Genomic DNA, 22,039 nt, shown 5'->3' on the forward strand with positions numbered 1-22,039 from the left:
ATACGGCTATACAAAGATAGCTTAAATATTTGATTTTAAACAGAAAAGCCGATCCTCACGGATCGGCTTTCTTATCGTTTTATAATTCTTAGAAAGAATTATTTTTTGATTTCTACACGACGGTTTTGTACGCGGCCTTCTTCAGTTGAGTTAGATGCAACTGGATTAGCTTCGCCATATCCGTTAGCAGAGATGCTTGATGCAGAAACGCCAGCGTTAACCAAGTATTGTTTAACAGCGTTTGCACGGTCTTTAGACAAGTTCATGTTGTAGTCTTCAGAACCTTCTGCAGAAGCATAACCATCTAAAGTAACTGATGAGTTAGCTGAACGTAATTCTTGAGCTAATTTATCCAAAGTAGCGTAAGATTCAGTTTTCAATACAGAGCTATCGAATTCGAATTGAATAGGAGCGAAGTAAGCACCAGCAGTAGCTTCTTTAACTACAGGCTCTGGGAATTTGATAGGACATCCTGAACCATCTACTGCAGTACCTGCAGGTGTTCCTGGACATTTGTCAAATTTATCAGATACACCGTCACCATCAGAATCTTTGCTCAATTGATCAACAGTACCTTCTAAAGTAGATACGCGTTGTTTCAAAGCTTCAACTTCGTTACGCAATGAAGGATCTTTCAACTCATCGTATAATGTTGCAACAGGGTTAGCAAAAGTTAAGTTTTCTTTGTCACGTGAACCTAAAGTGAACTCTAGACCACCGTAAACATTAGAGAATTTACCTTTAACATCTGAACGACCTGGACCGTACAACAAGTTGTCGTCTGTGAAGTTCATCGTGTAACCTAAGTTCAAGGCAACAACTTCAGATAATTTGAATTTCACACCTACACCTACTGGTACGTAAGCTGCTAATTTGTAATCGCGGTCACCAGTATTTTCTCTGTCTCCAAAGATTTCAGATCCCCATCTTTGTCCCTCTGGGTTGCTTTGTACGTTGTAAACTTCGTTACCTGTGAAATCGTTGTTTGCATATTGAACAGGGTTGTTCGCGAATACACCCAAACCTACTTTAGCGTAGAAGTTAACTGCATTTTCTCTTCTTAGGAAGTCGATAGTACCTAATTGGAAAACACCATTTAAGCTAGCTGCCCAGTTTACATCAGTTTCTGCTGATCTTGCACCCAAAGAGTTTTCTGGAGTTGTTACTAGATCGCTGTTGAAAGTTTTGATACGACCACGGTTACCTTCCAATTCCAAACCGAATAGGTGAGAGAATTGTTTGCGTACAGTTAAACCATAGTACTCACCAACTTTGTTTTGGAAGTAACCAACTTTTTGACCGAAGTTGTTGGATCCACCTACCAATACGTTTGGAGTGGTGATACCGCCTTGAATACCGATCGACCAAGTTCTGTATTGTGATCTTCCACCAAATACAGTTGGAGTTTGTGCTTGAGCGCTCTCAGCAAAACCTAAAGCGGCGACTAAAGAAGCTGCAACAGCTGTTTTTTTAATTGTAGAATAGTTCATACTCTTGTTTTTAAGGTTATTAAAATTTTTAATTGTTTTCACGTTTTCAATTTTAACATAACTTAACAATAACGGTGCCAAAAAATATCCCCCTCACAAAAAGTTTTGTTAAAGACCAAATTTACTGACAATCAGCAAAAATGTTCGCGTAAAAGTATGTATATAATTTAAAAGCGCAAAATTTTTTGAGTTTTTTTGCCCGAAAGTCAATAAAAACCGATCTCATGTAGTTAATAAACTACGCTAAAGAATAAAATGTATAACGGCAAGCGATAGTCCGCCAAGTACAGCGCTGACCGGAATAGTGAGGATCCAAGCCCACAATAAACTGATCGTGACACCCCATCGTACCGCCGATACCCGTTTAACGACACCTACACCGATAATCGAACCGGTAATGGTGTGGGTGGTGGACGCCGGAATACCGAAATGTTCTGTAACACCTAGAGTTACCGCACCTGCCGTTTCAGCGGCAACACCTTCCAACGGGGTCACCTTCGTGATTTTTGTTCCCATTGTTTTCACGATCTTCCAACCACCGCTCATTGTTCCAGCGGCGATGGCGATATAACAGGATAAAGGTACCCAAGCCGGCATTGCCTCAAAGTTGGGAATGACCTGTTCTGCGATTAAGGCTGTTGCAATAATACCCATGACCTTCTGCGCATCATTTCCACCATGGGCGAAGCTTAGCGCGGCAGAGGAAATTAATTGACAGATCTTAAACCACTTTTCTGCTACTGCTGGTCTAGCATGTCTTGCGAGATTCATGATGATCAAGGTAATGATAACGGAAATAAACATCCCGAGAATCGGAGCTAAGACAATAAAAGACACTGTTTTTAAAATGGCACTTTGATTTACGGCAGTTAGTGGGTTTGCTCCACTTATCCAAGCGTAGGCCATTCCAGATCCGGCAAAGCCACCAATCAAGGTGTGTGAAGAGCTTGACGGAATACCGTAGTACCAAGTAAAAAGGTTCCAAGAGATTGCCGCCACGAGGCCGGCAAAGATAACCTCCAAAGTGATATATTCTTCCAGTACGGTCTTGGCAATGGTATTGGCTACTTTGTGGTCGGTAAAGTAAAAGTATGCTGCAAAGTTAAAAAGTGCAGCCCAAAGCACGGCCATAAAGGGCGTGAGTACTTTGGTTGAAACCACGGTAGCGATAGAATTGGCCGCATCATGGAATCCATTGATATAGTCGAATGCGATCGCAAGGATCACCACGACGATCAATAATGTTGAAGTTTCCATATATGTTATGATTACTGAATGCTGGGGTTAAGCATTCTTCACTAAAATACTTTCTAATACGTTGGCCACATCCTCACATTTATCTGTAGCATCTTCCATGGCAGAGAGTACTTCTTTTGTCTTGATCAATGTAATAGCGTCTTTTTCGAATTCAAAAAGTTCGCCCACGGCTTTATCGAAAATATAATCAGCTTTGTTTTCCACACTGTTGATGCGTACACATGAATCTGTAATGTTGCGGATGTTTTTAAGATCCCGTAGTTCATTGACAGCAGTTGCCACGTGCTCTGTTGCTTCCACGATAAGATCCGTGATCTCTTTCATGGCTTGGCTTGGGGTGTGCACCTTGTAAAGTTCCATGCGGTTGGATGCTCCATGGATAAAGTCGGCTACGTCATCCAAAGAACTTGCTAAGGCATGGATATCTTCCCTGTCAAAAGGGGTGATAAAATTCTTTCCTAGTTCCAAGTGGATTTGGTGTGTGATATTATCGCCTCTGTGTTCAAGGTCTTCTAATTTTTTATTCAGATCGGCGCGTTTGGCCAAATCTGTGGAATAAACCGTTTCCTGCAGTAGTTTGGCCATTTCGATAAGGTTGGAACCTGCCTGTTCAAACAAAGGAAAGAACTTCTTGTCCTTTGGAACGAAATACTGAAAAATGCTATTTAAAGACATATTGATTGAATTTCTGCAAAATTATGAATGATATGTTAAGTTAATGTTAAGTTTTCCATTAAGGATGTAACACTAATCTCATATTAATTGTTTTTGGCGGGTTCTAATGTGAAGCCAAATGTTGTGCCGATGCCCTCTGTACTTCTGACGTTTACATTCTGTTCATGTGCTTCAACGATATGTTTGACGATGGCCAAACCAAGACCTGATCCTCCAATTTCACGGGAACGGCTCTTATCTGTTCTGTAGAATCGCTCGAAGACTCTTGGTAGATTTTTTTCTTCTATACCAAGTCCGTCGTCGGTAACTTCTACAAGAATCTGCTCAAACAGCGGAAATATGGAGATCGAGGTTCGCCCGTTCTTCTTTCCATATTTGATGGAATTATCGATCAGGTTTATAAGCACCTGTTGGATACGCTTTCTATCGGCCTTCACCAATATCGGATGATTTGGCTTGCCCTTGTAACGAATTTGTATATTGCTTCCGGCAGCCTTAGCCTCCAAGTCTTCCATACACTCCTTGATCAAGGTAACGATATCAAACTTTTCGATCGTCAGCGAGATAGTTCCTGTTTCCAATTTAGAGATCTCGTCCAGATCATGGATAAGATAACTCAGCCGGTCTAGGTTTCTCGCTGCTTTATCGAGGAAATTCTTTGCAATATCCGGATCGTCGTCTATAAGCCCGTCTTGTAGTGTCTCCACGTATCCTTGTGTGGCGAAAAGCGGTGTCTTGAACTCGTGCGAGATATTGGATAAAAATTCTTTTCGAAATTGCGCCTGTTCCTTCAACTTATTTATCTCGGAAGCCTTTTGTTTTGCCCAATCTCTAACTTCCTTCTCTGCGTTTGCGATGGGATCGTCCGCGATATGCTCTCCGAGGGCATCCTTAAGATCTTTGCCTAGCTTCAGGTTGTGGATGAGCTTATAGACATTGCGAATGCGTTTATATACAAAACGCTCGAAAAGATTTAGCAGCACAACGAAGCTTAAAATGCTTATTGCAAGAAAAATGAGGGCAGCTACAGATAGACTTCCTCGATGAAAATAGTCTGTTGCAGCGACAAGCAGAGCAAAACTGCAGGAAATAAGAAGGACAAAGACTCTAAAATTCATAAAAAAAGCTTCGTTAAACGAAGCCTAAATTACAAATACTGTATTAAAATAATGTTAAAATGTAGCAATTACCGTTTTTCCGCCTACTACTTTGTCGCCGATCTGCACATTGACTTTGGTGCCTAGGGGAAGGAAAAGGTCTACTCGAGAACCAAATTTGATGAATCCAAATTCTTCGCCTTGCTTCACCACATCATTTTCACCAACATACCAAACAATTCGTCTGGCCATGGCGCCAGCGATCTGGCGGAATAATACTTCCACGTTGGATTGGTTTTTGACCACAACGGTTGTGCGCTCGTTGTCGGTCGATGATTTTGGATGCCAAGCGACAAGAAACTTGCCGGGATGGTATTTAAAATAAGACACTATTCCGCTGATTGGGTTTCTGTTGACATGCACATTAATGGGCGACATGAAAATAGACACCTGAATGCGGCGATCTTGGAAGTATTCGCTTTCTACCGTTTCTTCAATTACCACCACTTTGCCATCTGCAGGGCATAGCACGATGCCATCGTTTATACTAATTTTTTTGTTTGGGCTTCGAAAAAATTGCAGGATAACGATCAGTAGGAATGCCGAGAGCAGATATAGAAACCATTTTACGTAAGGCGACGCATCATAATAATCTGCCAGCGCATTGCTTACAAATGCAAATAGAACAACGATTGCCAAGCTTGTATATCCTTCTTTGTGGAATTTCATGTCTCAATTTTTTTGCAAATATATGATATTCGTCGCATTCGGCTAAGGTTGTTTTTCTCTTTCGACCGTTAAGCTGTTAAAATTAAATACGCCGGCCTCGCTAATACTAAGTTTGCCTGATATTGTCAACGTGTCCGCGATGGGTTGCCCCTGTTCATCTATAGAGGGGAAATAGTAGGGAATATCCTTGATGACCATTTCCAAATATTTGTTTAGCGCGGTGGTCTTCAAGGGTTGACTAAGGGTTATCATTTCCGGATCACCTTCGTTGCTCAATGACACCCTGTAGGCGAATTCTTCTTCCATATTTTGAAAACTTGGATTTGCAGCAAATGCACCATTCAATTTGTCGGAAAGGTAAGCGTTGAATCCGCTATAATCATCAAAATTACACTGTTTGAACAGCATACGTTCTCCAATGATAAAAGACTGCGAGGGGATGATTGTCAACGGCACACGGTATCCCCGGTCCTGAAACAGATTGAACCCTTCCGTTAGTACGCCATTTTTGTCATACACTTCTTCAGTAAACAGCACTTTTTTGTTCTTATCGTCTACCATGTTTGTTGTCCAGTATCCCGAAGGTAGTCCGTTTTTGATTTTCCCTTTTCTCTCGAAAAAAGGGAAACCATACTCGTTATAGAATTCGAAAGGCATTTTAAATTCATAGTTTCCTTCTCCCGCAACCACACGCTGCCGTCCTAGCCGATCCCAATAGTCTGAAATTGTTCCTCCACCGTTGTCAAAGTTAACGGTGAGCATGGGCTTTCCATCCGGATAGTAATATTTCCAATCGCCAATGGGGCGATTCTCTTTAAATGTAGCTTCCCATTTTAGCGCTCCATTGGGGTGGTAGGCCTTGAAAGCCCCCTCTTTAACGCCTTCATTGTAGTAACCTGTTAAGACTACCGTTCCATTCCTATTGAAATCCTTAAATTCCCCATGGAATGCATTTTTGGCAACAATGAATTGCGAAAGGCGCTCAATAGATTTGAACTGACAATCTTTGTCTACAAGATAGTAATGGTCATCATAATAAAAACGAACGAGCCCTTCGGGAGCTTTCTCAAAAAGGGTATCTTTCTTGACCACTTCCGTTTGCCCAAAAGAAGACAGTGCGGTCAACCATATCCATAAAAACAATTTAAGCTTTTTCATAAATTCATTTAGTGTGCTTCCAACCAATTATTGCCCTGCCCAACTTCAACTTCTAGAGGTACTTCAAGCGCTATCGCCCCTTGCATTCGATCTTTGATGATGTCGGAAAATTTTTCTACTTCGTCGCTTGGGACATCAAATACAAGCTCATCGTGCACCTGCATTATCATCTTGCCCCGAAGTCCTGATTCGTCGATATCCTGTTGAATATTGATCATCGCAACCTTGATAAGATCTGCCGCAGATCCTTGTATTGGCGCATTGATCGCATTTCGTTCCGCAAATCCACGTACAGTCATGTTGGCCGAATTGATATCTCTTAAATAACGCCTCCTTTTGAGGATAGTTTCTACGTATCCCTTTTCTTTGGCGAATTCTACGGCCTTGGACATGTACTGCCTAATTCCAGCGTACTGGGTAAAATATTGATCAATCATGGCTCCGGCTTCTTTTCTAGGGATACCCAGGCTTTGGGATAACCCGAAAGCAGATTGCCCGTAAATAATGCCAAAGTTAACAGCCTTCGCATTTCTTCGTTGGTCAGCACTTACCTCGTCGAGTGATATACCGTATACACGGGCTGCCGTAGCGCGGTGAATGTCGTGTCCTTCGCGAAAAGCCTCCAACATACCTTGGTCTTTACTTAGTGCAGCAATCAGCCGCAGTTCGATCTGTGAATAATCGGCAGATAGCAACACATGGGAAGCATCGCGCGCGATAAATGCTTTACGTACTTCGCGTCCTTTCTCCGTGCGGATAGGGATGTTCTGTAGGTTAGGATTTGTCGAACTCAGCCGGCCGGTAGCGGCAACGGCTTGGTTGTATGAGGTGTGTATGAGTCCAGTTTCGGCGTTTATAAGTCCGGGGAGCGCATCTACATAGGTAGATTTTAGTTTTTGTAGCTGCCTGAAATCCAAAATGTCCTGTACAATATCGGATTTATGCGCCAGCGTCAATAGCACATCTTCACCGGTTTTGTACTGACCGGTTTTTGTTTTCTTTGCTTTGGGATCGAGTTGTAACTTGTCAAAAAGAATTTCGCCCAACTGCTTCGGCGATGCGATATTGAAATGTACCCCTGCTTTCTCATAGATAGTGTTTTCCAATCGCTGGATATCTTCTTGCAAAAGGCCAGAGAACGAGCGAAGCGTGCCCACGTCTACCTTAACCCCATTTTTTTCTATTTCAGCCAAGACGTAGATAAGTGGGAATTCTACGGTTTGCGCCAGTTCCAATGTTTTGGTTTCCACAAGTAGCGGTTTCAATACTTCATGTAGTTGCCAAGTGATGTCAGCATCTTCGGCGGCATATTCCTTTACCTTTTCGACATCTACATCGCGCATGCTCAACTGGTTCTTGCCTTTTGGGCCGATCAGTTCCGTAATAGATACCGGCGTATATCCGAGGTAATTTTCGGCGAGGATATCCATGTTGTGGCGGGTGTCCGGATCGATAAGATAGTGCGCAATCATCGTGTCGAAAAGCGGGCCTTGAACCTTGATACCATAGCGCGACAGCAACAACATGTCGTACTTAAGGTTCTGTCCTACTTTTTCGATAAGCGGATTTTCCAGAATTGCTTTAAAGATGTCTACTGTCGCTTGTGCCGATATAGGGTCAGCGGCAGTGGGAACATAGTAAGCTTTTCCTTTTTCAAAAGAAAATGATATGCCGACGATTTCGGCGGTAAGAGCGTCTAGCGACGTAGTCTCCGTATCAAAGCAGAAGCTTTTTTGCTTGGATAGCTCTTCTGCTAAGGCCTGTTGCGCGGCCGTTTCGTCGACCAAGATGTAGTTGTGATCTGTGTTGTGGATGTTTAGCGTAGGCGTAAGCGGTTCCTGCGGCGCTGCTATCGCGGTCACTTCGACCGTTGCTGGAGCAAATAAATCCATCTGTCCCGTAGAAACGCTATTGTTCGCTTCCCCGATACTGAAGTCGTCTCCAAAAACGCGCTTTCCGAGTGTACGGAATTCCAGTTCGGCGAAAAGAGGCTCCAGCAGGGCTCGGTTCGGGTCTTCTAGCTCGAGGCTTTTCTCATCCAGCTCGATAGGCACATCCAGTAAAATGGTTGCGAGCTTTTTAGAGATTCGTCCCTGCTCGGCGAAGTTTTCCACGTTCTCCTTGAGCTTGCCCTTTAGTTTGTCGCTATTTTCAATGATGCCTTCCACCGATCCAAATTCTTGAATTAGTTTTTTTGCCGTCTTCTCTCCAATTCCGGGTATTCCGGGGATATTATCGACGGCGTCGCCCCAAAGGCCTAAGATGTCGATGACTTGAGACACGTCCGTAATTTCCCATTTGGAGAGAATTTCGGGTACGCCCAAGGTTTCGGCTCCATTGCCCATTCTCGCCGGCTTATAAATAAAGATGTTTTCGGACACCAGTTGTCCAAAATCTTTGTCTGGCGTCATGCAGTATACCGTAAAGCCTTCCTTCTCCGCCTTTTTAGCGAGCGTTCCAATGATATCATCCGCTTCAAAGCCATCCTGTGTGATGATGGGAATGTTAAAACCTTCTATAAGGCGAAAAATATAGGGGATGGAGGCCGCCAAGTCTTCGGGCATTTTCTCGCGGTGAGCTTTATATGCTTCAAACTCGATATGGCGACTGGTGGGCGCTTCTGTATCAAATACAACGGCAATATGGCTGGGTTGCTGGTTCTTGAGCAATTCCAATAGCGTATTAGTAAATCCCATAATTGCTCCTGTATTGAGTCCATAAGAGGTCAATCGGGGAACCTTACTCAACGCAAAATAAGCTCTGTAGATAAGAGCCATACCGTCCAAAAGAAAGAGTTTTTTCACCGCCATAAAATTTAATCGTCTATCACAAATGTAGGAAAATATAGAAAGCGAACCTTCGGATACAACGTAAAATATACGTGCATGTTTTCCGTATTTGCTAAAAATAATTGATTAACACCATCTTTCTAACGTTTAATTTACGATTTTTGTTGGATGAATGTCGGTAATCAAAATACGAACGGTGGATGCGCGGATTAGTTACTAAATCGACCGGGAGTTGGTACCTGGTGCAGGGAGAAGATGGTATGCGTGTGGAATGCAGGATCAAAGGAAAATTCCGGACGAAAGGAATCAAAACCACCAACCCCATTGCTGTTGGCGATTGGGTGCACTATGAGCTGGAGCCCGATCAGGAGAGTGCTATTATTACCGAGTTGGAGCCGCGAAAGAACTATATTATCCGCAGATCGGTCAACCTATCCAAGCAAACACAGATTATCGGCGCTAACCTTGATCAAGCTATGCTGGTCGTGACATTGGCGTCACCGCCAACTTCCCTTGGTTTCATCGACCGGTTTTTGGTAACGGCAGAGGCGTATGGCATCCCGGCAATGTTGATTTTCAATAAATTGGATCTTTTTTCGGAAGAAGGCCTAGAAATTTTGGACGATTACATGGCTATTTATGAGCAGATCGGTTACCCCTGCCTAGCCGTTTCAGCACAGGAAGGCACGCATGTAGACGAGATTCGCAAAACATTGAAAGATAAGATCACCTTGGTGTCTGGACATTCGGGAGTAGGAAAGTCCACCTTGATCAATAGCATTGAGCCTGCTGTGGCGCTACGGACGGGGAAAATATCCGATTGGTCGGATAAGGGCAAGCATACCACCACCTTTGCGGAGATGATCGACCTTTCTTTTGGTGGCAAGCTGATCGACACGCCCGGTATACGGGAATTGGGTATTGTGGATATCGAAAAGAATGAGCTATCACATTTTTTTCCAGAAATGCGCGCGCGATTGAACCAATGTCGTTTTCACAACTGCAGACACATCAACGAGCCCGGCTGTGTGATATTGGAAGCCGTCGAAGATGGTGAAATAGAGACCTCCCGATACGAGAGTTATTTGAGCATTTACCACAACCAAGATACGCGCAACTAACTTATTCTAAACTGCTGAAAACTTTACAGAAACAACTTTGTTGTTAGAAAGAAGAAATGGTATGGATGCTTGATGATATGCGGCCTCGTTAACCTGTTTTTCGGCATATTTTAGTGTATTATTTTGTTCGTGTTTTATCGGTTTTTGGGATTTTCACCAACTATAAATTAACGTATTCGTATGAAACCAATTTGGAAATGGATCATCGGCATTTTTATCCTGCTCGTGGTAGCTCTTTCGGGGGCTATATGGTATTTCTCTAGAAACTGGAAGCCTATTGTGGAAGAGAAGTTGCAAGAGGTCATCAAAAATTCAACGGATAGCTTGTACAAACTTAGTTACGACAAGCTGGATCTTAACCTTGCTATAGGCAATGTGACCTTGGAGAATGCAATGCTAGTTCCCGATTCAGCCGTTTATGCTCAAATGGAGGCTGTGCAAAAGGCTCCTGACAACTTGTATGATATTCGGTTGAAAGCCTTAAAGATTAGACGTTTTGGTATTATCGATATACTGACCAATAGAAAGTTAACGATAAAATCCATCAGTTTAGAAGATCCTGCCATCCATTTGACGAATAAGTACCACGCATATAATGACACCGTCGTTTCTGAGTCGAAAAAGACCTTGTACGAGAGTGTAAAGGATGTGCTGCAGTCGGTAAACGTACGGGATATCATGATGGAGAACGTTTCTTTCAAATATTCTAAATTAAGCGAAGGCAAAAGTTCTGATTTCGCAGTGAAGGATATCAAGATCTCGGTACACGATGTTTTGATTGATGAAACTTCATTGGCAGACACTTCTCGGTTGATGTACACGAAAATGGTGGAGATCGTCGTTCCCGGTTTTACGTATAATTTTGCAGATGGATTCTACCAAGCAAAGTTTGATGAGCTGAAGATCAATACCCGCGAACAGAATATTTTGCTGACTAATGTAGATTACAAGCCCGTGATGAACAAAGCGGCCTACTTTAAGAAGAAAGGTAAGAATGTGACGATGGCCGATTTGCATTTTGATACTTTACGCATGGAGCAGTTGAATTTCCGTGCACTTATGGATAATCAGCAGACCATTGCTAAGAAAGTGCAGATCAAGAATGGCCATGCCAAGTTGTACAATGATAAGCGCTATCCGAAAAGTCCGAAAAACCAAATCGGGCAGGCTCCGCATCAAAAGCTTCTACGCGTCAAGCAGCTGATTGACTTGGACAGCGTATTTGTAGAAAATGTGGATGTGTTATACGGCGAGATGAGCGGAAAATATCATCGTGAAGGGCAGATTTCCTTCGACGGTGCTACAGGAATTTTAACACATGTGACCAACGATTCGGTGAAGCTTGCGAAGAATAAATTCATGAAAGCTGATCTCCGGGCAAAAGTGATGAACAGCGGAAGTCTGCATGCAACCTTTTCCTTTGACATGCTCAGTAAAAATGGCGCCTACAGCTATGCTGGTAGTCTGAAGCCCATGCAGGCTCCTGCGTTTAACAGGATCCTGACACCATTACTGAATGTAGAAATTGGTTCGGGTAATATACGCAGCGTACGTTTTACGATGGAAGGAAACGATTATAGGAGCTGGGGTGACTTTCGCTTCGATTATGATAACTTGAAGATTAACTTGCTCAATGAAGAGGGAGAAAAGAAAAAGAAAAAGATACTTTCTTTTTTGGTTAACCAGCTGGTGATCGATGATAGTAATCCTGATGCCAATGAGGTTTATCATATCGGTAAGGTTAACCACAAGCGTGTGCCGGAGCATACTTTCTTCAAAAATCTTTGGCAGAGTTTGTTGGATGGGATCAAACAGACCGCAGGCATCAGCCCAGAAAGGGAGCAGCGTTTAATCGGATCAGCGCAATCGGCTAAAAAGGCCGTAGAACAAACCAAAGGTTCGGTGAAGAAAACCAAAGGCTTTTTAAATAGATTGTTTAAGAAGGACGAGGAGAAACAACAAGAATAAATTCATGAACAGGCATTTATTGTATGCCTTCCTTGATTATTCTTAAGTTTGCAACCTATGGGAAGTATTGTCAGTTTTTTTAAATACCTGATCAAATATAGAACCAGGCTCGTTGATCAAGTGATGTTTTATGTCAGCATGGTCTGCGCGTTGGTAGCGATTACTCACCTTGGCTATATCACGGATAGGGAGATTGCGGCATTCTCTGAAAAAACGGTGATCGGGCTGTTCTATTTTCTGTTTCTTGTAGGAGCTCTTCGAACTGCCGCGGCAATTCTCGCTCAAAAGAAGCTCAATGTGTCCCATATCGCAGGTATTGTATTGACAACCTATTGTTTGTTCATTGTCTTTGCTCGTCTTAATAATGTGTACTTTTTCGCCAAGCTCGAATGGATATACTTGGGAATCGCCATCACCTTTCTTTCGGAGCTGTCTAGAAACAGCCTCTTTTTTGATAATTTCTACTTTAATCCGACGATCTTATTCATTATTAGTTTTATTGCGCTTATCCTTCTAGGAACAGTGCTATTGATGTTGCCTAGAACGACCCTTGTGGCACCACTTAGTTTTGTGGATGCACTATTTATGGCAACCAGTGCAGTTTGTATAACAGGGCTCACGGTAACCGATATCTCGACAAACTTTTCTTTGTTCGGCCAAACGGTGATCATGATTTTGATTCAGGTAGGAGGGCTTGGCATTATGACATTTACGGGCTTCTTTGGATACTTCTTTTCTGGAGGCTTCTCCTATAAGAACCAATTGATGTTCGGCGAGATACTTGGCGAGAATAAATTGAATGCCGTGATATCCACATTATTGACCATTATCTTCATCACGCTATTTTTTGAGCTCATTGGCGGCGTGTTGATCTTTCTTTCGTTAGATCCGGCACAATTTGACTCCATTGGCGAGCGTACTTTTTTTGCTGCCTTTCATGCTATTTCTTCCTTTTGTAACTCCGGTTTTTCCATCCTTGAAGGAGGGATACATCATACCGCATACCGCTTTAACTACGCTTTTCAGGCTTGCTTAGCAGGAATCTTTATCTTGGGTGGATTGGGATTTGGAACGGTATTTAACTTTTACACCTTCGTAAAGCAGCTGTGGCAAAAAGCTGTACATCGCTTGGTGTTGCGCAGGCCTTTTGTGCATAAGCCACGTTCTTTCTCGTTCAATACCCGGTTTATTCTGCGATGCAATGCCGTGGTTGTCGTGCTCGCGACGCTGTTCTATTTCTTGTTGGAGCAACGACATACGCTTACCGAAGATGCTTCGCTCTTTGGCGAATGGATAACATCGTTCTTCATGGCCAATTCTGCACGTTCGGCAGGGTTTAATAGTGTGCATATGAATTTCCTAGCAAATCCTACTGTGATTATGGTGGTTATCCTGATGTGGGTGGGTGCTTCGCCGGGATCTACTGGCGGCGGCGTGAAAGTTACTACGGTAGCTTTGGCATTGTTGAATATCTTTGCTTTAGCGCGCGGGAAAGAATCCATTGAACTCTACAAGCGTCGAATAGCGGCGGAATCCGTCAATAAAGCATTTGCGATTATTTTATTATCGGCCGTTACGATCATGTTCAGCTTTGTACTGCTGAATTTTTCTGATCGCGACAAATCGCTGAAAGCACTGTTGTTTGAAACGGTGTCCGCCTACACGACCTGCGGGCTGAGCTTAGGGATAACCGCTTCACTGTCGGCAACCAGCAAAATGATTGTGGTATTTACCATGTTTGTAGGCCGTGTTGGGACGTTGACCCTGCTTGTGGCGTTCATCAAGAATACAAAGAACAAGAGCTATATTTATCCGACAGAAAAGATTTTATTTTAACCATGAAATATATTGTTTTAGGACTTGGGCATTTTGGGCGTTCACTTGCCATACATCTAACCGAACAGGGACATGAGGTAATTGCCGTCGATAAAAGTCTTACGATTGTCGAACAACTCAAGGATAAGATTACCCATACTGTATGTATGGATACTACGGATCGCGAAGCGATGACCTCCTTGCCCTTGAAAGATTCTGATGCGGTTATTGTGGCGATTGGCGAGGATGAAGGAGCTTCCCTGCTCACCACAGCACTGTTGAAACAGCTATCCGTTCGGCGGATAATAGGACGCGTGGTGTCTGAACTCCAGAAGACGGTATTGCAGGCCATGCAGATCGACGAATACATCATGCCCGAAGAGGAGGCTGCAGAGCGTCTCGCGATGCGTCTCGATAACGTGGATATCATCGACTCCTTCAAGGTGTCCGACCGTTATAGTATTGTTGAAACGCGTGTTCCAGAAAAATATGTAGGTATGACCTTGAAGGAGGCCAACCTGACAAATACGTTTAAGGTGATCGTGCTAACCACGGTGAAATCTTACGAGAAGGAAGTGAAGGGCAAGAAGGTTCCTTATAAGGAAGCGTCAGGGATTGCTAGTTCGGATACTGTGCTATCGGAGCAGGATTTGCTTGTGCTTTTTGGCGAACTTTCCGACATTCAGCGCTTGATTCAGAAAAGTGATTAATAGCTTTACCTTCTGATCTCGTTGGATTGCGATATTTATACTGGTAATTTCAATTCATTTCTATATTTTTGGCAGGTAGCAAAACTAATCTTTTGATTAATCCTGTGCTTGGGCAAGTGCGTTGGTCGTCATATCATCACTTGACTATTTCACATGAGCCAAAAAAAGCAAACGAGATAAAACGTATATGAAACAGTGGTTTAAGGACAACTCAACACACCTTGCAATAATTGCCATCTTTATTGTATTGGTGTTTTTTTATTTTTCACCGATTTTCGGCGGTAAAACGCTTGTTCAAAGCGATGTGATGCAGGCGGAAGGAAGCCAGAAGGAGCTTTTTGATTACCGTGCAAAGGACGGACATGCGCCGTTGTGGACAAATTCTATGTTTGGCGGTATGCCGACCTATCAAATTTGGTATGAACATGCGAGCAATGTAGCCAGTTACATAAACAAAGGCATCCGCGCTGTTTTCCCAGTTCCTGCAGATATTGTGCTGCTGTACCTTTTTGGTGGTTACTTTCTGTTTTCGGTATTGCGTTTAAAACCTTGGCTTGCTGCTGTGGGCGCTATTGCACTGGCCTTCACATCCTACAACTTTATCTATATCGAAGCTGGGCATGTGAATAAAGCATATGCCATCGCTTATTTGGCGCCGATTATTGCTTCGGTACTGCTCTGTTTCCGAGGTAGTCGTTTGTGGGGACCTATCTTATTGTGTTTATTCCTCACCATGGAGATTCGGACCAATCACGTACAGATCACCTATTATCTCTTTATCGCATTATTGGTGTACGTATTTATTGAGTTGTTTTATGCGATTCGGGATAAGAAAATAAAAGGCTTTGCCCAGGCATCTGCACTGCAGGTGATTGCAGCTGCCGTCGCCATATTGGTAAACGCTTCGGTACTGTTTCCAACCTATGAATATAGTAAGTTGACTATACGTGGAAAAGCGAATATCCAAAAGGTAGAACAAGGAGCGAGCGATAGCGGACTAGATCGCGAGTATGCGTACCAATGGAGCCAAGGTGTAGGGGAGAATATCACGTTTTTAATTCCGAATGCCTATGGTGGTCGTACCGGCGGTACATTGGATAAGAATTCTGAGGTGGTGAAATTTTTCACCAAGATAGGTGCTCCAGAGAACCAAGCATTACAATATGCCGAACGTATTCCTACATATTGGGGAGAGAAGATGTTCACTTCGGGGCCTTGGTATTTCGGAGCAGGTGTTTTCTTCCTGTTTATTTTAGGTTTGTTTATTGTCAAGGGACGCGTGAAATGGTGGGTGTTGAGTGCTACAGCGCTCTGTATGCTGTTGGCTTTCGGTAGACATTTCCCTTTGGTGTCCGATCTGTTTTTTGACTATTTCCCGATGTACAACAAGTTTCGTGCGGTAGAGTCTATATTGGTTATCCCGGCGATACTGATCCCGCTTTTAGGCATGTTGGCCGTTAACGAACTATTTAATAGAGCTTCGGAAATCCCTAAACTTGATAAAACGGTATTGTATACGTTTATTGCGATGGGCGGGTTTTGTTTGTTGGTGGGGCTAATGCCTAGCTTGTTCCTCGACTTTAAAAATTCAGGACACCAAGATTACATTAATAACATAGGTCAACAATTGGGTGGGCAGAGTGCTGGGGCAGAATTCTCGAACGCATTGATCAAGGATCGTTCATCCTTGGCAAGTAAAGATGCTTACCGTTCCTTTTTTATCATTGCCATTACCTTCGGATTGGTTTGGTTTTATATCAAAAAGAAGCTCAGCATGCCAGTTTTTGTTGTTGTGTTAGGCATTGTGACGCTTGCCGACCTATGGGCCGTGGATAAGCGTTACTTGAATAATGATTCTTTTATTGAAGAGAAAGCAAAAACACATATCGTTGAACGGGAGGTGGATCAGCTGATCCGTTTGGATAAAGACCCAAGCTATCGGGTGATGGACTTGACGACAAATCCTTTTTCGGATGCAAGGGCTTCCTATTTCCATAAGAATATTGGTGGTTACCATGCCGCCAAATTGATGCGTTTTCAGGAAGTATTGGAGCATCAGTTCAACGGAGCGATCAATGAAGATGTGTTGGATATGTTCAACGTACGCTATCTGATCACGCAGAACCCACAAAATGGTGCAGAACAGATTCAACGTCGTAGCACAGCTGCAGGGAATGCATGGTTTGTAAACAAGGTAACCTTCGTCAAAGATAATGCGCAAGAAATGCAGGCCATCAGCAGCTTCGATCCAACGAAAGAGGCCTTCGTTCATGAATCGTTCAAAAACCAGTTGAACACTTCTAAGTTGGGTCTTCCATCCAACGCAGAGATTCGTTTGGTGTCTTATCATCCCGATACCTTGAAGTACGAATCGACGTCGCCAAATGATGCGTTCGCGGTTTTCTCTGAGGTGTACTATGAAAAAGGTTGGAAAGCATATATTGACGGCAATGAAGTGCCGATTATCCGAGCCGATTATTTACTGAGAGCGCTGCAAGTGCCGGGCGGGAATCATAACATCGAGTTTATCTTCGCGCCAGATTCCATTCGCATTAGCAACCTGATATCGCTTGTCGCGTCCATCGTGCTCGTATTGGGACTTGCTGTTGCAGTCTTTTTCAGCTTTCGAAAGAAAGATGGAAAAGTCGTAGGCGCTAAATAGGAAAGCTAAAAGGTAAAATAAATATAACAAAGCCGCTAGGAAAGATACTTTTCTAGCGGCTTTGTTATGTTAATACCCTTTTGAGATAGCCTATTGTATTAAAAAAGCTTAAGTTGGGGATCAGAAATGCGGAAGGTTTTTCGGTGATGTGGCGTAAGTCCGAGCTCCAAGACGGCATTTCGATGCTTGATAGTTGGATATCCTTTGTTCGCAAGCCAGTCATATTGCGGAAAGTCCAATGCAAGTTTATCCATGTATTCGTCACGATAGGTTTTCGCTAAGATAGATGCTGCCGCAATAGACAGGTATTTCCCATCACCCTTTACAATACATTCATGTGGGATATTGTTGTAAGGTTTAAACCTGTTGCCATCTACAATAATGTAGGCCGCTGGCGTCTTAAGCATGTCTAGTGCACGGTGCATGGCCAAATAAGAAGCATTCAAAATGTTGATGCTGTCAATTTCTTCTGCAGAAACACTGGCCACGGCAAAGGCTAAAGCTTCCTGTTCGATAATTGGCCTTAATGCCATTCTTTTCTTCTCAGAGAGCTGCTTGGAGTCGTTGAGTAGCGGATTGCAATAGTCCGCAGGAAAGATTACTGCGGCCGCGAACACTGGCCCGGCAAGACAGCCTCTTCCAGCTTCGTCGCAACCTGCTTCGATAAACTGCTGTTGATAGGTGGAAATTAACATAGGACGAAAATACAAAAAATATAGTCGTTCAAGGGAATTGCAGAACAAGCCCTTGCTGGATTTTGGCTCGCCGTTCACGCGCAAATAAGCGCTTCCACATGTAACTTCTCTGTGATGCAGCGTCGTTTACACTATTTTACATTTCTTATTTTTTCCTTTGTAAGGTGATAAAAGAGCAATTTGTAGAACAGGTTTTCCTGATGAAGAAGCATATCTCATGAGGCTGTATTTAATATCGATCGTTACATTTTTCATCACCTCTGCTGCCTTTGCACAGAAGGTGCAAAAAGTGACGCTAGAAACATTGGATGGCGTAGACATCGATGGCAACCTTGATGAATGGCCAGCGTTGGTCGATGTCGGAGGCGAAGGTCTTTGGTCCTATCAGCTTGTCAAGAGTGGGGATGATATTCATCTCGCCGTTCGTGTGTCGGATCCTTTGTTGCAGCAAATGGCAGCGCGGAACGGTATTGTGTTCAGCGTCGTTTCTCAAAAGAAAAGCAAAGGCGATGCACAGTTGATATTTCCATTTCCTGATGGAGAAGTAAAACGTGCGATGCGAAATGAGGATGTTGACCCTAATCGAGACAACAAAGAAGCATTAATTGAACGATCAAGGGGATATTATGTCCAAGGGTTTTTACATGTTCCCAATGGACTTCTTTCCCTGCAGAATAATTATGGTGTGCAAGTCAAAGCAAAGGTGTTGGCTGATGGCCTAACATACGAAGCACGTATTCCTAAAAGAGCTCTGGAAGAAAACGAAAAGCCTTTGGTTTTGAAGATTGGTATCAATGACGGCTTTTCTTTTTTGCCCGTGGCAAAAAATCGTCCGATGCCAGCACGATCCAATTATGGATATGGCTACGCGAGGCCTGCCGCTACAAAATCAAAAAACAAGCAAACATTAGTGGTACTGCTTGAAACAACAATCCATTAGAAGAAGAGATCATGAATAATATGAAACAAATGTTGATAATGTGCTGCACATTTATTTTGCTGTGTGCAGGACAAAACGTCACTGCGCAGACAGGAAAAACGGTGCAGGGAATGTTAAGGGATAAGGAATCCCGAATAGTTGCGGGAGCATCCGTACAATTGATTGCCGGCGCTGATACCATGGGGACAAGTTCCTCGCAGGCGGGGATCTTTACTTTTTCGCCGGTGAAGGCAGAATCTTTTAAAATTAAGGTTTCCAGCTTGGGCTTTGAGCCCTTTGAAAGGGAATTTACCTTTCCTGCTGGTCAGGAAAAGATGATTATTCCTTCTTTTGAATTGCAGGGTATCGCCAATATGTTGGAGGAAGTCGTCGTGGATGGTGTTTTGACCGTTCAAGTAAAGGGAGACACATTGGAGTACACCACGAAAGACCTTAAGCTGCGTGACAATGCTTTGGTTGAAGATGCATTGAAACGTTTGCAAGGTGTGGAGGTGGATAAGGATGGTGCCGTTACCGCCCAGGGCGAACAAATTACAAGAGTGCGGATCAACGGTAAGGATTTTTTTGGTGGAGATGTCAAGACGGCGACACAAAATCTGCCGGCTGACATCATTAATAAGATTCAGGTGATCGATGATTATGGTGATATGGCCAACCTAACCGGAAATAAAACCGGCGATGCGCAGAAAATCCTGAATATCGAAATCGATCCCGAAAAAAATAAAGGTTATACGACGACACTCCGTGCAGGCTATGGAACGGATAATCGATATCAGGCGACAGCAAGTGCCATCCTGATGCGTGACAAAATGCAGTTCTCTGTATTGGGAAATCTGAATAATATCAACGCGCCGTTGTTTGATTTCAATACGCAAGGGGGAGGTGCACGACGTCGTATCGGTGGTGGTGGCGGTCCGGGGGGCGGTGGCAATTTTGGTGGATCAAATGGTATCACTAATACAGGGTCGATAGGTTTAAACTACCGTCAGGATTTTAGTGATAAAGTCACCGTGTACGGTAGCTACAGCTTTGGTCATGATGATAATGTTGCTTTGTCGTCTAGTTTGAACAGATATCTATATCCAGATTCTACATTGGACAGAAATACGGAGTCTGATATCAATACTATTGGCAATGCGCATCGGTTTGAGGCCAATCTCGAATGGAAACCTTCCGAAAAAGACTTTATAAAGGTGACGCCGCAAGTGAGTTACAGGCAAACGAAGACCAATAGTTTTAGTTTTAGTGATAACTTGATAAACGGCACGTCCTTCAATACAGAAGATAACCGTTTAGATGGCGTGTCCACGTCGCCGAACGTGGGCATAAGCGCCTTGTACAACCGCCGTTTGAATGATAAGGGTAGGAATATCTTTTTCAATATGAATATTTCTTCCTCGGGAACGAAAGACGACCAAGACCGTATTATTCAAACTTTGGTTGGCGACCCAAACAATAGCAACATGGATGTTGATAGTCTTTACCGACGCACATTGGCCGAGTTGGACAACAAAAGTTGGAATGGTGGTGCCACGCTATCTTACCTAGAGCCGGTAAGCCAGTATGGCAAGATCGAACTGTCTTACGACTACAACATCAATACCTATGACAATAATCGCAAGCAGGATGCGTTTAACGCAGACGGTAGCGCCTTAGATGATCCTCGCTATGTGTTTAATCGCATGTACGATTATTCGTTTAGTACCCATCAATTTGGAGCAAACTATAACTTCAACAACGATAAGATTAAGTATGCTATCGGTTTGGCTGTGCAACCTACCCTTTTGGATGGAGATGCATCTATAGATGGTACATCCATTGCCATCAATCGCAGTGGATTTAATGTGGTGCCAATTGCTCGATTTGAGTATAAATTCAGTAGACAGAAAAATTTGCAGCTTAATTATTCGGGTCGTGCAAACGAACCTTCGATCACGCAGATTCAACCGTTTACCGATAACTCCAATCCCACGAACATCGTCACGGGAAATCCTGACTTAGCTGCAGAATTTCAACATAACCTACGCCTTCGCTACAATAGCGGCGATTTTCAAAAAGGAAGAACCTTCTTTATGGTGCTTAACGGAACCTTGACAGACAATAAAATTGTGTCGAACAATCTCCGTCAAACGGATCCGGCCTTGGGAATTGTGCAAGAGACCAGTTACTTGAATGAAGATGGTGCCTTTAACATGCGAGGCTTTTATCATTATGGCCAATCGTTTAAGAATAAAGTATATAGTTTGAATTTCATGGGTAGCGTGACCTACAACAACAACCCATCCTACACGGAAGGTAGCCTAAACAAGGCACAGAACTGGGTTTTAATGCAGGGTATGATGTTCCGCTATCTTCCATCGGAAAATTTGGAGATTAACCCTGGCGTGCGTTACAGCTGGAACCATACCTATAATACGTTAAATGCACGTTCGGTGATTATGCAATCTTGGGCACCTACTTTGGTTGGTTCGGTTAACATAACGCCTACAATCGTATTTGGAGCCGATCTTTCCAAAACATTCTATCAGGGTAATGCTTTTAGCGAAAATCCATTCATCATCAACACCTATGTGGAGAAGAGAATGCTTAAAGGGAACCGTGGAGCACTACGCTTGCAGGCCTTTGACTTGCTGAATGAGCAGACTAACATTTCTAGAACGGCAACGGATATCTTGGTTTCGGATAGTCGTGTAAACCGCTTGGGAAGATATTTCATGGTTATGTTTACCTATAAGCTTTCCAAATTTGCGGGAGGCATGAACCCGTTCCAAGAAGATAAGGGGCCGGGAGGAATGGGCCGCCCACGGATGTAATATGGAATAAATAAAGAGTTGTGTTCTATGAGCGGCTGTAGTTTGGAAGAACTGCAGCCGTTTCGTTTATTATTGCTTACCTTTGTTCCTTGGTTTTTAGTCGCATGCGGATTTAGAGAA

The 22,039-nt window shown here is 43.3% G+C and carries 15 protein-coding genes; 7 read left to right on the forward strand and 8 right to left on the reverse strand.

Annotation, left to right across the window (positions count from 1 at the left end; genetic code table 11):
* Positions 1 to 98: 98 nt before the first annotated feature.
* The 7 genes from SCB77_RS12370 to polA all read right to left on the reverse strand — a co-directional run bounded on the left by SCB77_RS12370 (position 99) and on the right by polA (position 9,210).
* The gene (locus tag SCB77_RS12370; RefSeq protein ID WP_320186621.1) at positions 99 to 1,490 is read right to left on the reverse strand and encodes an OmpA family protein; all 1,392 of its coding nucleotides are present in this window, start codon (positions 1,488 to 1,490) and stop codon (positions 99 to 101) included.
* 243 nt (positions 1,491 to 1,733) lie between these two features.
* Positions 1,734 to 2,747 carry an inorganic phosphate transporter gene (locus tag SCB77_RS12375; protein ID WP_320182315.1) on the reverse strand — a complete coding sequence of 338 codons (1,014 nt, stop codon included), beginning with the start codon at positions 2,745 to 2,747 and terminating at the stop codon, positions 1,734 to 1,736.
* A 27-nt stretch (positions 2,748 to 2,774) separates the two neighbouring features.
* The gene (locus SCB77_RS12380; protein ID WP_320182316.1) at positions 2,775 to 3,422 is read right to left on the reverse strand and encodes a DUF47 domain-containing protein; all 648 of its coding nucleotides are present in this window, start codon (positions 3,420 to 3,422) and stop codon (positions 2,775 to 2,777) included.
* A gap of 83 nt (positions 3,423 to 3,505) precedes the next feature.
* Positions 3,506 to 4,540 (reverse strand): sensor histidine kinase, encoded by a 1,035-nt coding sequence (locus SCB77_RS12385; RefSeq protein WP_320182317.1) that lies wholly within the window; start codon positions 4,538 to 4,540, stop codon positions 3,506 to 3,508.
* A gap of 54 nt (positions 4,541 to 4,594) precedes the next feature.
* Complete coding sequence (locus tag SCB77_RS12390) at positions 4,595 to 5,248, reverse strand: phosphatidylserine decarboxylase family protein (protein ID WP_320182318.1); 654 nt, start codon at positions 5,246 to 5,248, stop codon at positions 4,595 to 4,597.
* Between the two features lie 42 nt (positions 5,249 to 5,290).
* Positions 5,291 to 6,406, reverse strand: a complete 1,116-nt coding sequence (locus tag SCB77_RS12395) for a toxin-antitoxin system YwqK family antitoxin (protein ID WP_320182319.1) — start codon at positions 6,404 to 6,406, stop codon at positions 5,291 to 5,293.
* Between the two features lie 8 nt (positions 6,407 to 6,414).
* Entirely contained in the window at positions 6,415 to 9,210 is a 2,796-nt protein-coding gene (gene polA, locus SCB77_RS12400; protein WP_320182320.1) for a DNA polymerase I, read from the reverse strand.
* A gap of 185 nt (positions 9,211 to 9,395) precedes the next feature.
* Here polA and rsgA point away from each other — a divergent pair, with 185 nt between their 5' ends.
* The 5 genes from rsgA (at position 9,396) to SCB77_RS12425 (ending at position 17,471) form a co-directional block, all read left to right on the forward strand.
* A complete protein-coding gene (gene rsgA / locus SCB77_RS12405; protein WP_320182321.1) occupies positions 9,396 to 10,316 on the forward strand; it encodes a ribosome small subunit-dependent GTPase A in 921 nt (306 codons plus the stop codon).
* 180 nt (positions 10,317 to 10,496) lie between these two features.
* Entirely contained in the window at positions 10,497 to 12,284 is a 1,788-nt protein-coding gene (locus tag SCB77_RS12410) for an AsmA family protein (protein WP_320182322.1), read from the forward strand.
* Between the two features lie 57 nt (positions 12,285 to 12,341).
* Positions 12,342 to 14,120 carry a TrkH family potassium uptake protein gene (locus SCB77_RS12415; protein ID WP_320182323.1) on the forward strand — a complete coding sequence of 593 codons (1,779 nt, stop codon included), beginning with the start codon at positions 12,342 to 12,344 and terminating at the stop codon, positions 14,118 to 14,120.
* 2 nt (positions 14,121 to 14,122) lie between these two features.
* Entirely contained in the window at positions 14,123 to 14,809 is a 687-nt protein-coding gene (locus tag SCB77_RS12420) for a potassium channel family protein (protein ID WP_320182324.1), read from the forward strand.
* Between the two features lie 187 nt (positions 14,810 to 14,996).
* Positions 14,997 to 17,471, forward strand: coding sequence for a YfhO family protein (locus SCB77_RS12425; protein WP_320182325.1), 2,475 nt, complete (start codon positions 14,997 to 14,999; stop codon positions 17,469 to 17,471).
* Between the two features lie 98 nt (positions 17,472 to 17,569).
* On the opposite strand, the gene SCB77_RS12430 is transcribed toward SCB77_RS12425, so the two are convergent.
* Positions 17,570 to 18,166 (reverse strand): ribonuclease HII, encoded by a 597-nt coding sequence (locus SCB77_RS12430; RefSeq protein WP_320182326.1) that lies wholly within the window; start codon positions 18,164 to 18,166, stop codon positions 17,570 to 17,572.
* A gap of 217 nt (positions 18,167 to 18,383) precedes the next feature.
* Here SCB77_RS12430 and SCB77_RS12435 point away from each other — a divergent pair, with 217 nt between their 5' ends.
* A complete protein-coding gene (locus SCB77_RS12435; RefSeq protein ID WP_320182327.1) occupies positions 18,384 to 19,106 on the forward strand; it encodes a hypothetical protein in 723 nt (240 codons plus the stop codon).
* Between the two features lie 11 nt (positions 19,107 to 19,117).
* Positions 19,118 to 21,919: an outer membrane beta-barrel protein gene (locus tag SCB77_RS12440; protein WP_320182328.1), complete on the forward strand. Its 2,802-nt coding sequence runs from the start codon at positions 19,118 to 19,120 to the stop codon at positions 21,917 to 21,919.
* Positions 21,920 to 22,039 lie beyond the last annotated feature (120 nt).

The sequence above is a fragment of the Sphingobacterium bambusae genome (genome assembly GCF_033955345.1).
GTDB lineage: Bacteria > Bacteroidota > Bacteroidia > Sphingobacteriales > Sphingobacteriaceae > Sphingobacterium > Sphingobacterium bambusae.

Excerpts from the sequence above, each read along its gene's own strand:
- SCB77_RS12395 (WP_320182319.1), bottom strand. The coding sequence starts at position 6,406 with ATGAAAAAGCTTAAATTGTTTTTATGGATATGGTTGACCGCACTGTCT.
- SCB77_RS12385 (WP_320182317.1), bottom strand. The coding sequence starts at position 4,540 with ATGAATTTTAGAGTCTTTGTCCTTCTTATTTCCTGCAGTTTTGCTCTG.
- SCB77_RS12370 (WP_320186621.1), bottom strand. The coding sequence starts at position 1,490 with ATGAACTATTCTACAATTAAAAAAACAGCTGTTGCAGCTTCTTTAGTC.
- SCB77_RS12390 (WP_320182318.1), bottom strand. The coding sequence starts at position 5,248 with ATGAAATTCCACAAAGAAGGATATACAAGCTTGGCAATCGTTGTTCTA.
- SCB77_RS12380 (WP_320182316.1), bottom strand. The coding sequence starts at position 3,422 with ATGTCTTTAAATAGCATTTTTCAGTATTTCGTTCCAAAGGACAAGAAG.
- SCB77_RS12430 (WP_320182326.1), bottom strand. The coding sequence starts at position 18,166 with ATGTTAATTTCCACCTATCAACAGCAGTTTATCGAAGCAGGTTGCGAC.
- SCB77_RS12420 (WP_320182324.1), top strand. The coding sequence starts at position 14,123 with ATGAAATATATTGTTTTAGGACTTGGGCATTTTGGGCGTTCACTTGCC.
- SCB77_RS12435 (WP_320182327.1), top strand. The coding sequence starts at position 18,384 with ATGAGGCTGTATTTAATATCGATCGTTACATTTTTCATCACCTCTGCT.
- SCB77_RS12425 (WP_320182325.1), top strand. The coding sequence starts at position 14,997 with ATGAAACAGTGGTTTAAGGACAACTCAACACACCTTGCAATAATTGCC.
- SCB77_RS12410 (WP_320182322.1), top strand. The coding sequence starts at position 10,497 with ATGAAACCAATTTGGAAATGGATCATCGGCATTTTTATCCTGCTCGTG.
- SCB77_RS12440 (WP_320182328.1), top strand. The coding sequence starts at position 19,118 with ATGAATAATATGAAACAAATGTTGATAATGTGCTGCACATTTATTTTG.
- SCB77_RS12375 (WP_320182315.1), bottom strand. The coding sequence starts at position 2,747 with ATGGAAACTTCAACATTATTGATCGTCGTGGTGATCCTTGCGATCGCA.
- SCB77_RS12415 (WP_320182323.1), top strand. The coding sequence starts at position 12,342 with ATGGGAAGTATTGTCAGTTTTTTTAAATACCTGATCAAATATAGAACC.
- rsgA (WP_320182321.1), top strand. The coding sequence starts at position 9,396 with ATGCGCGGATTAGTTACTAAATCGACCGGGAGTTGGTACCTGGTGCAG.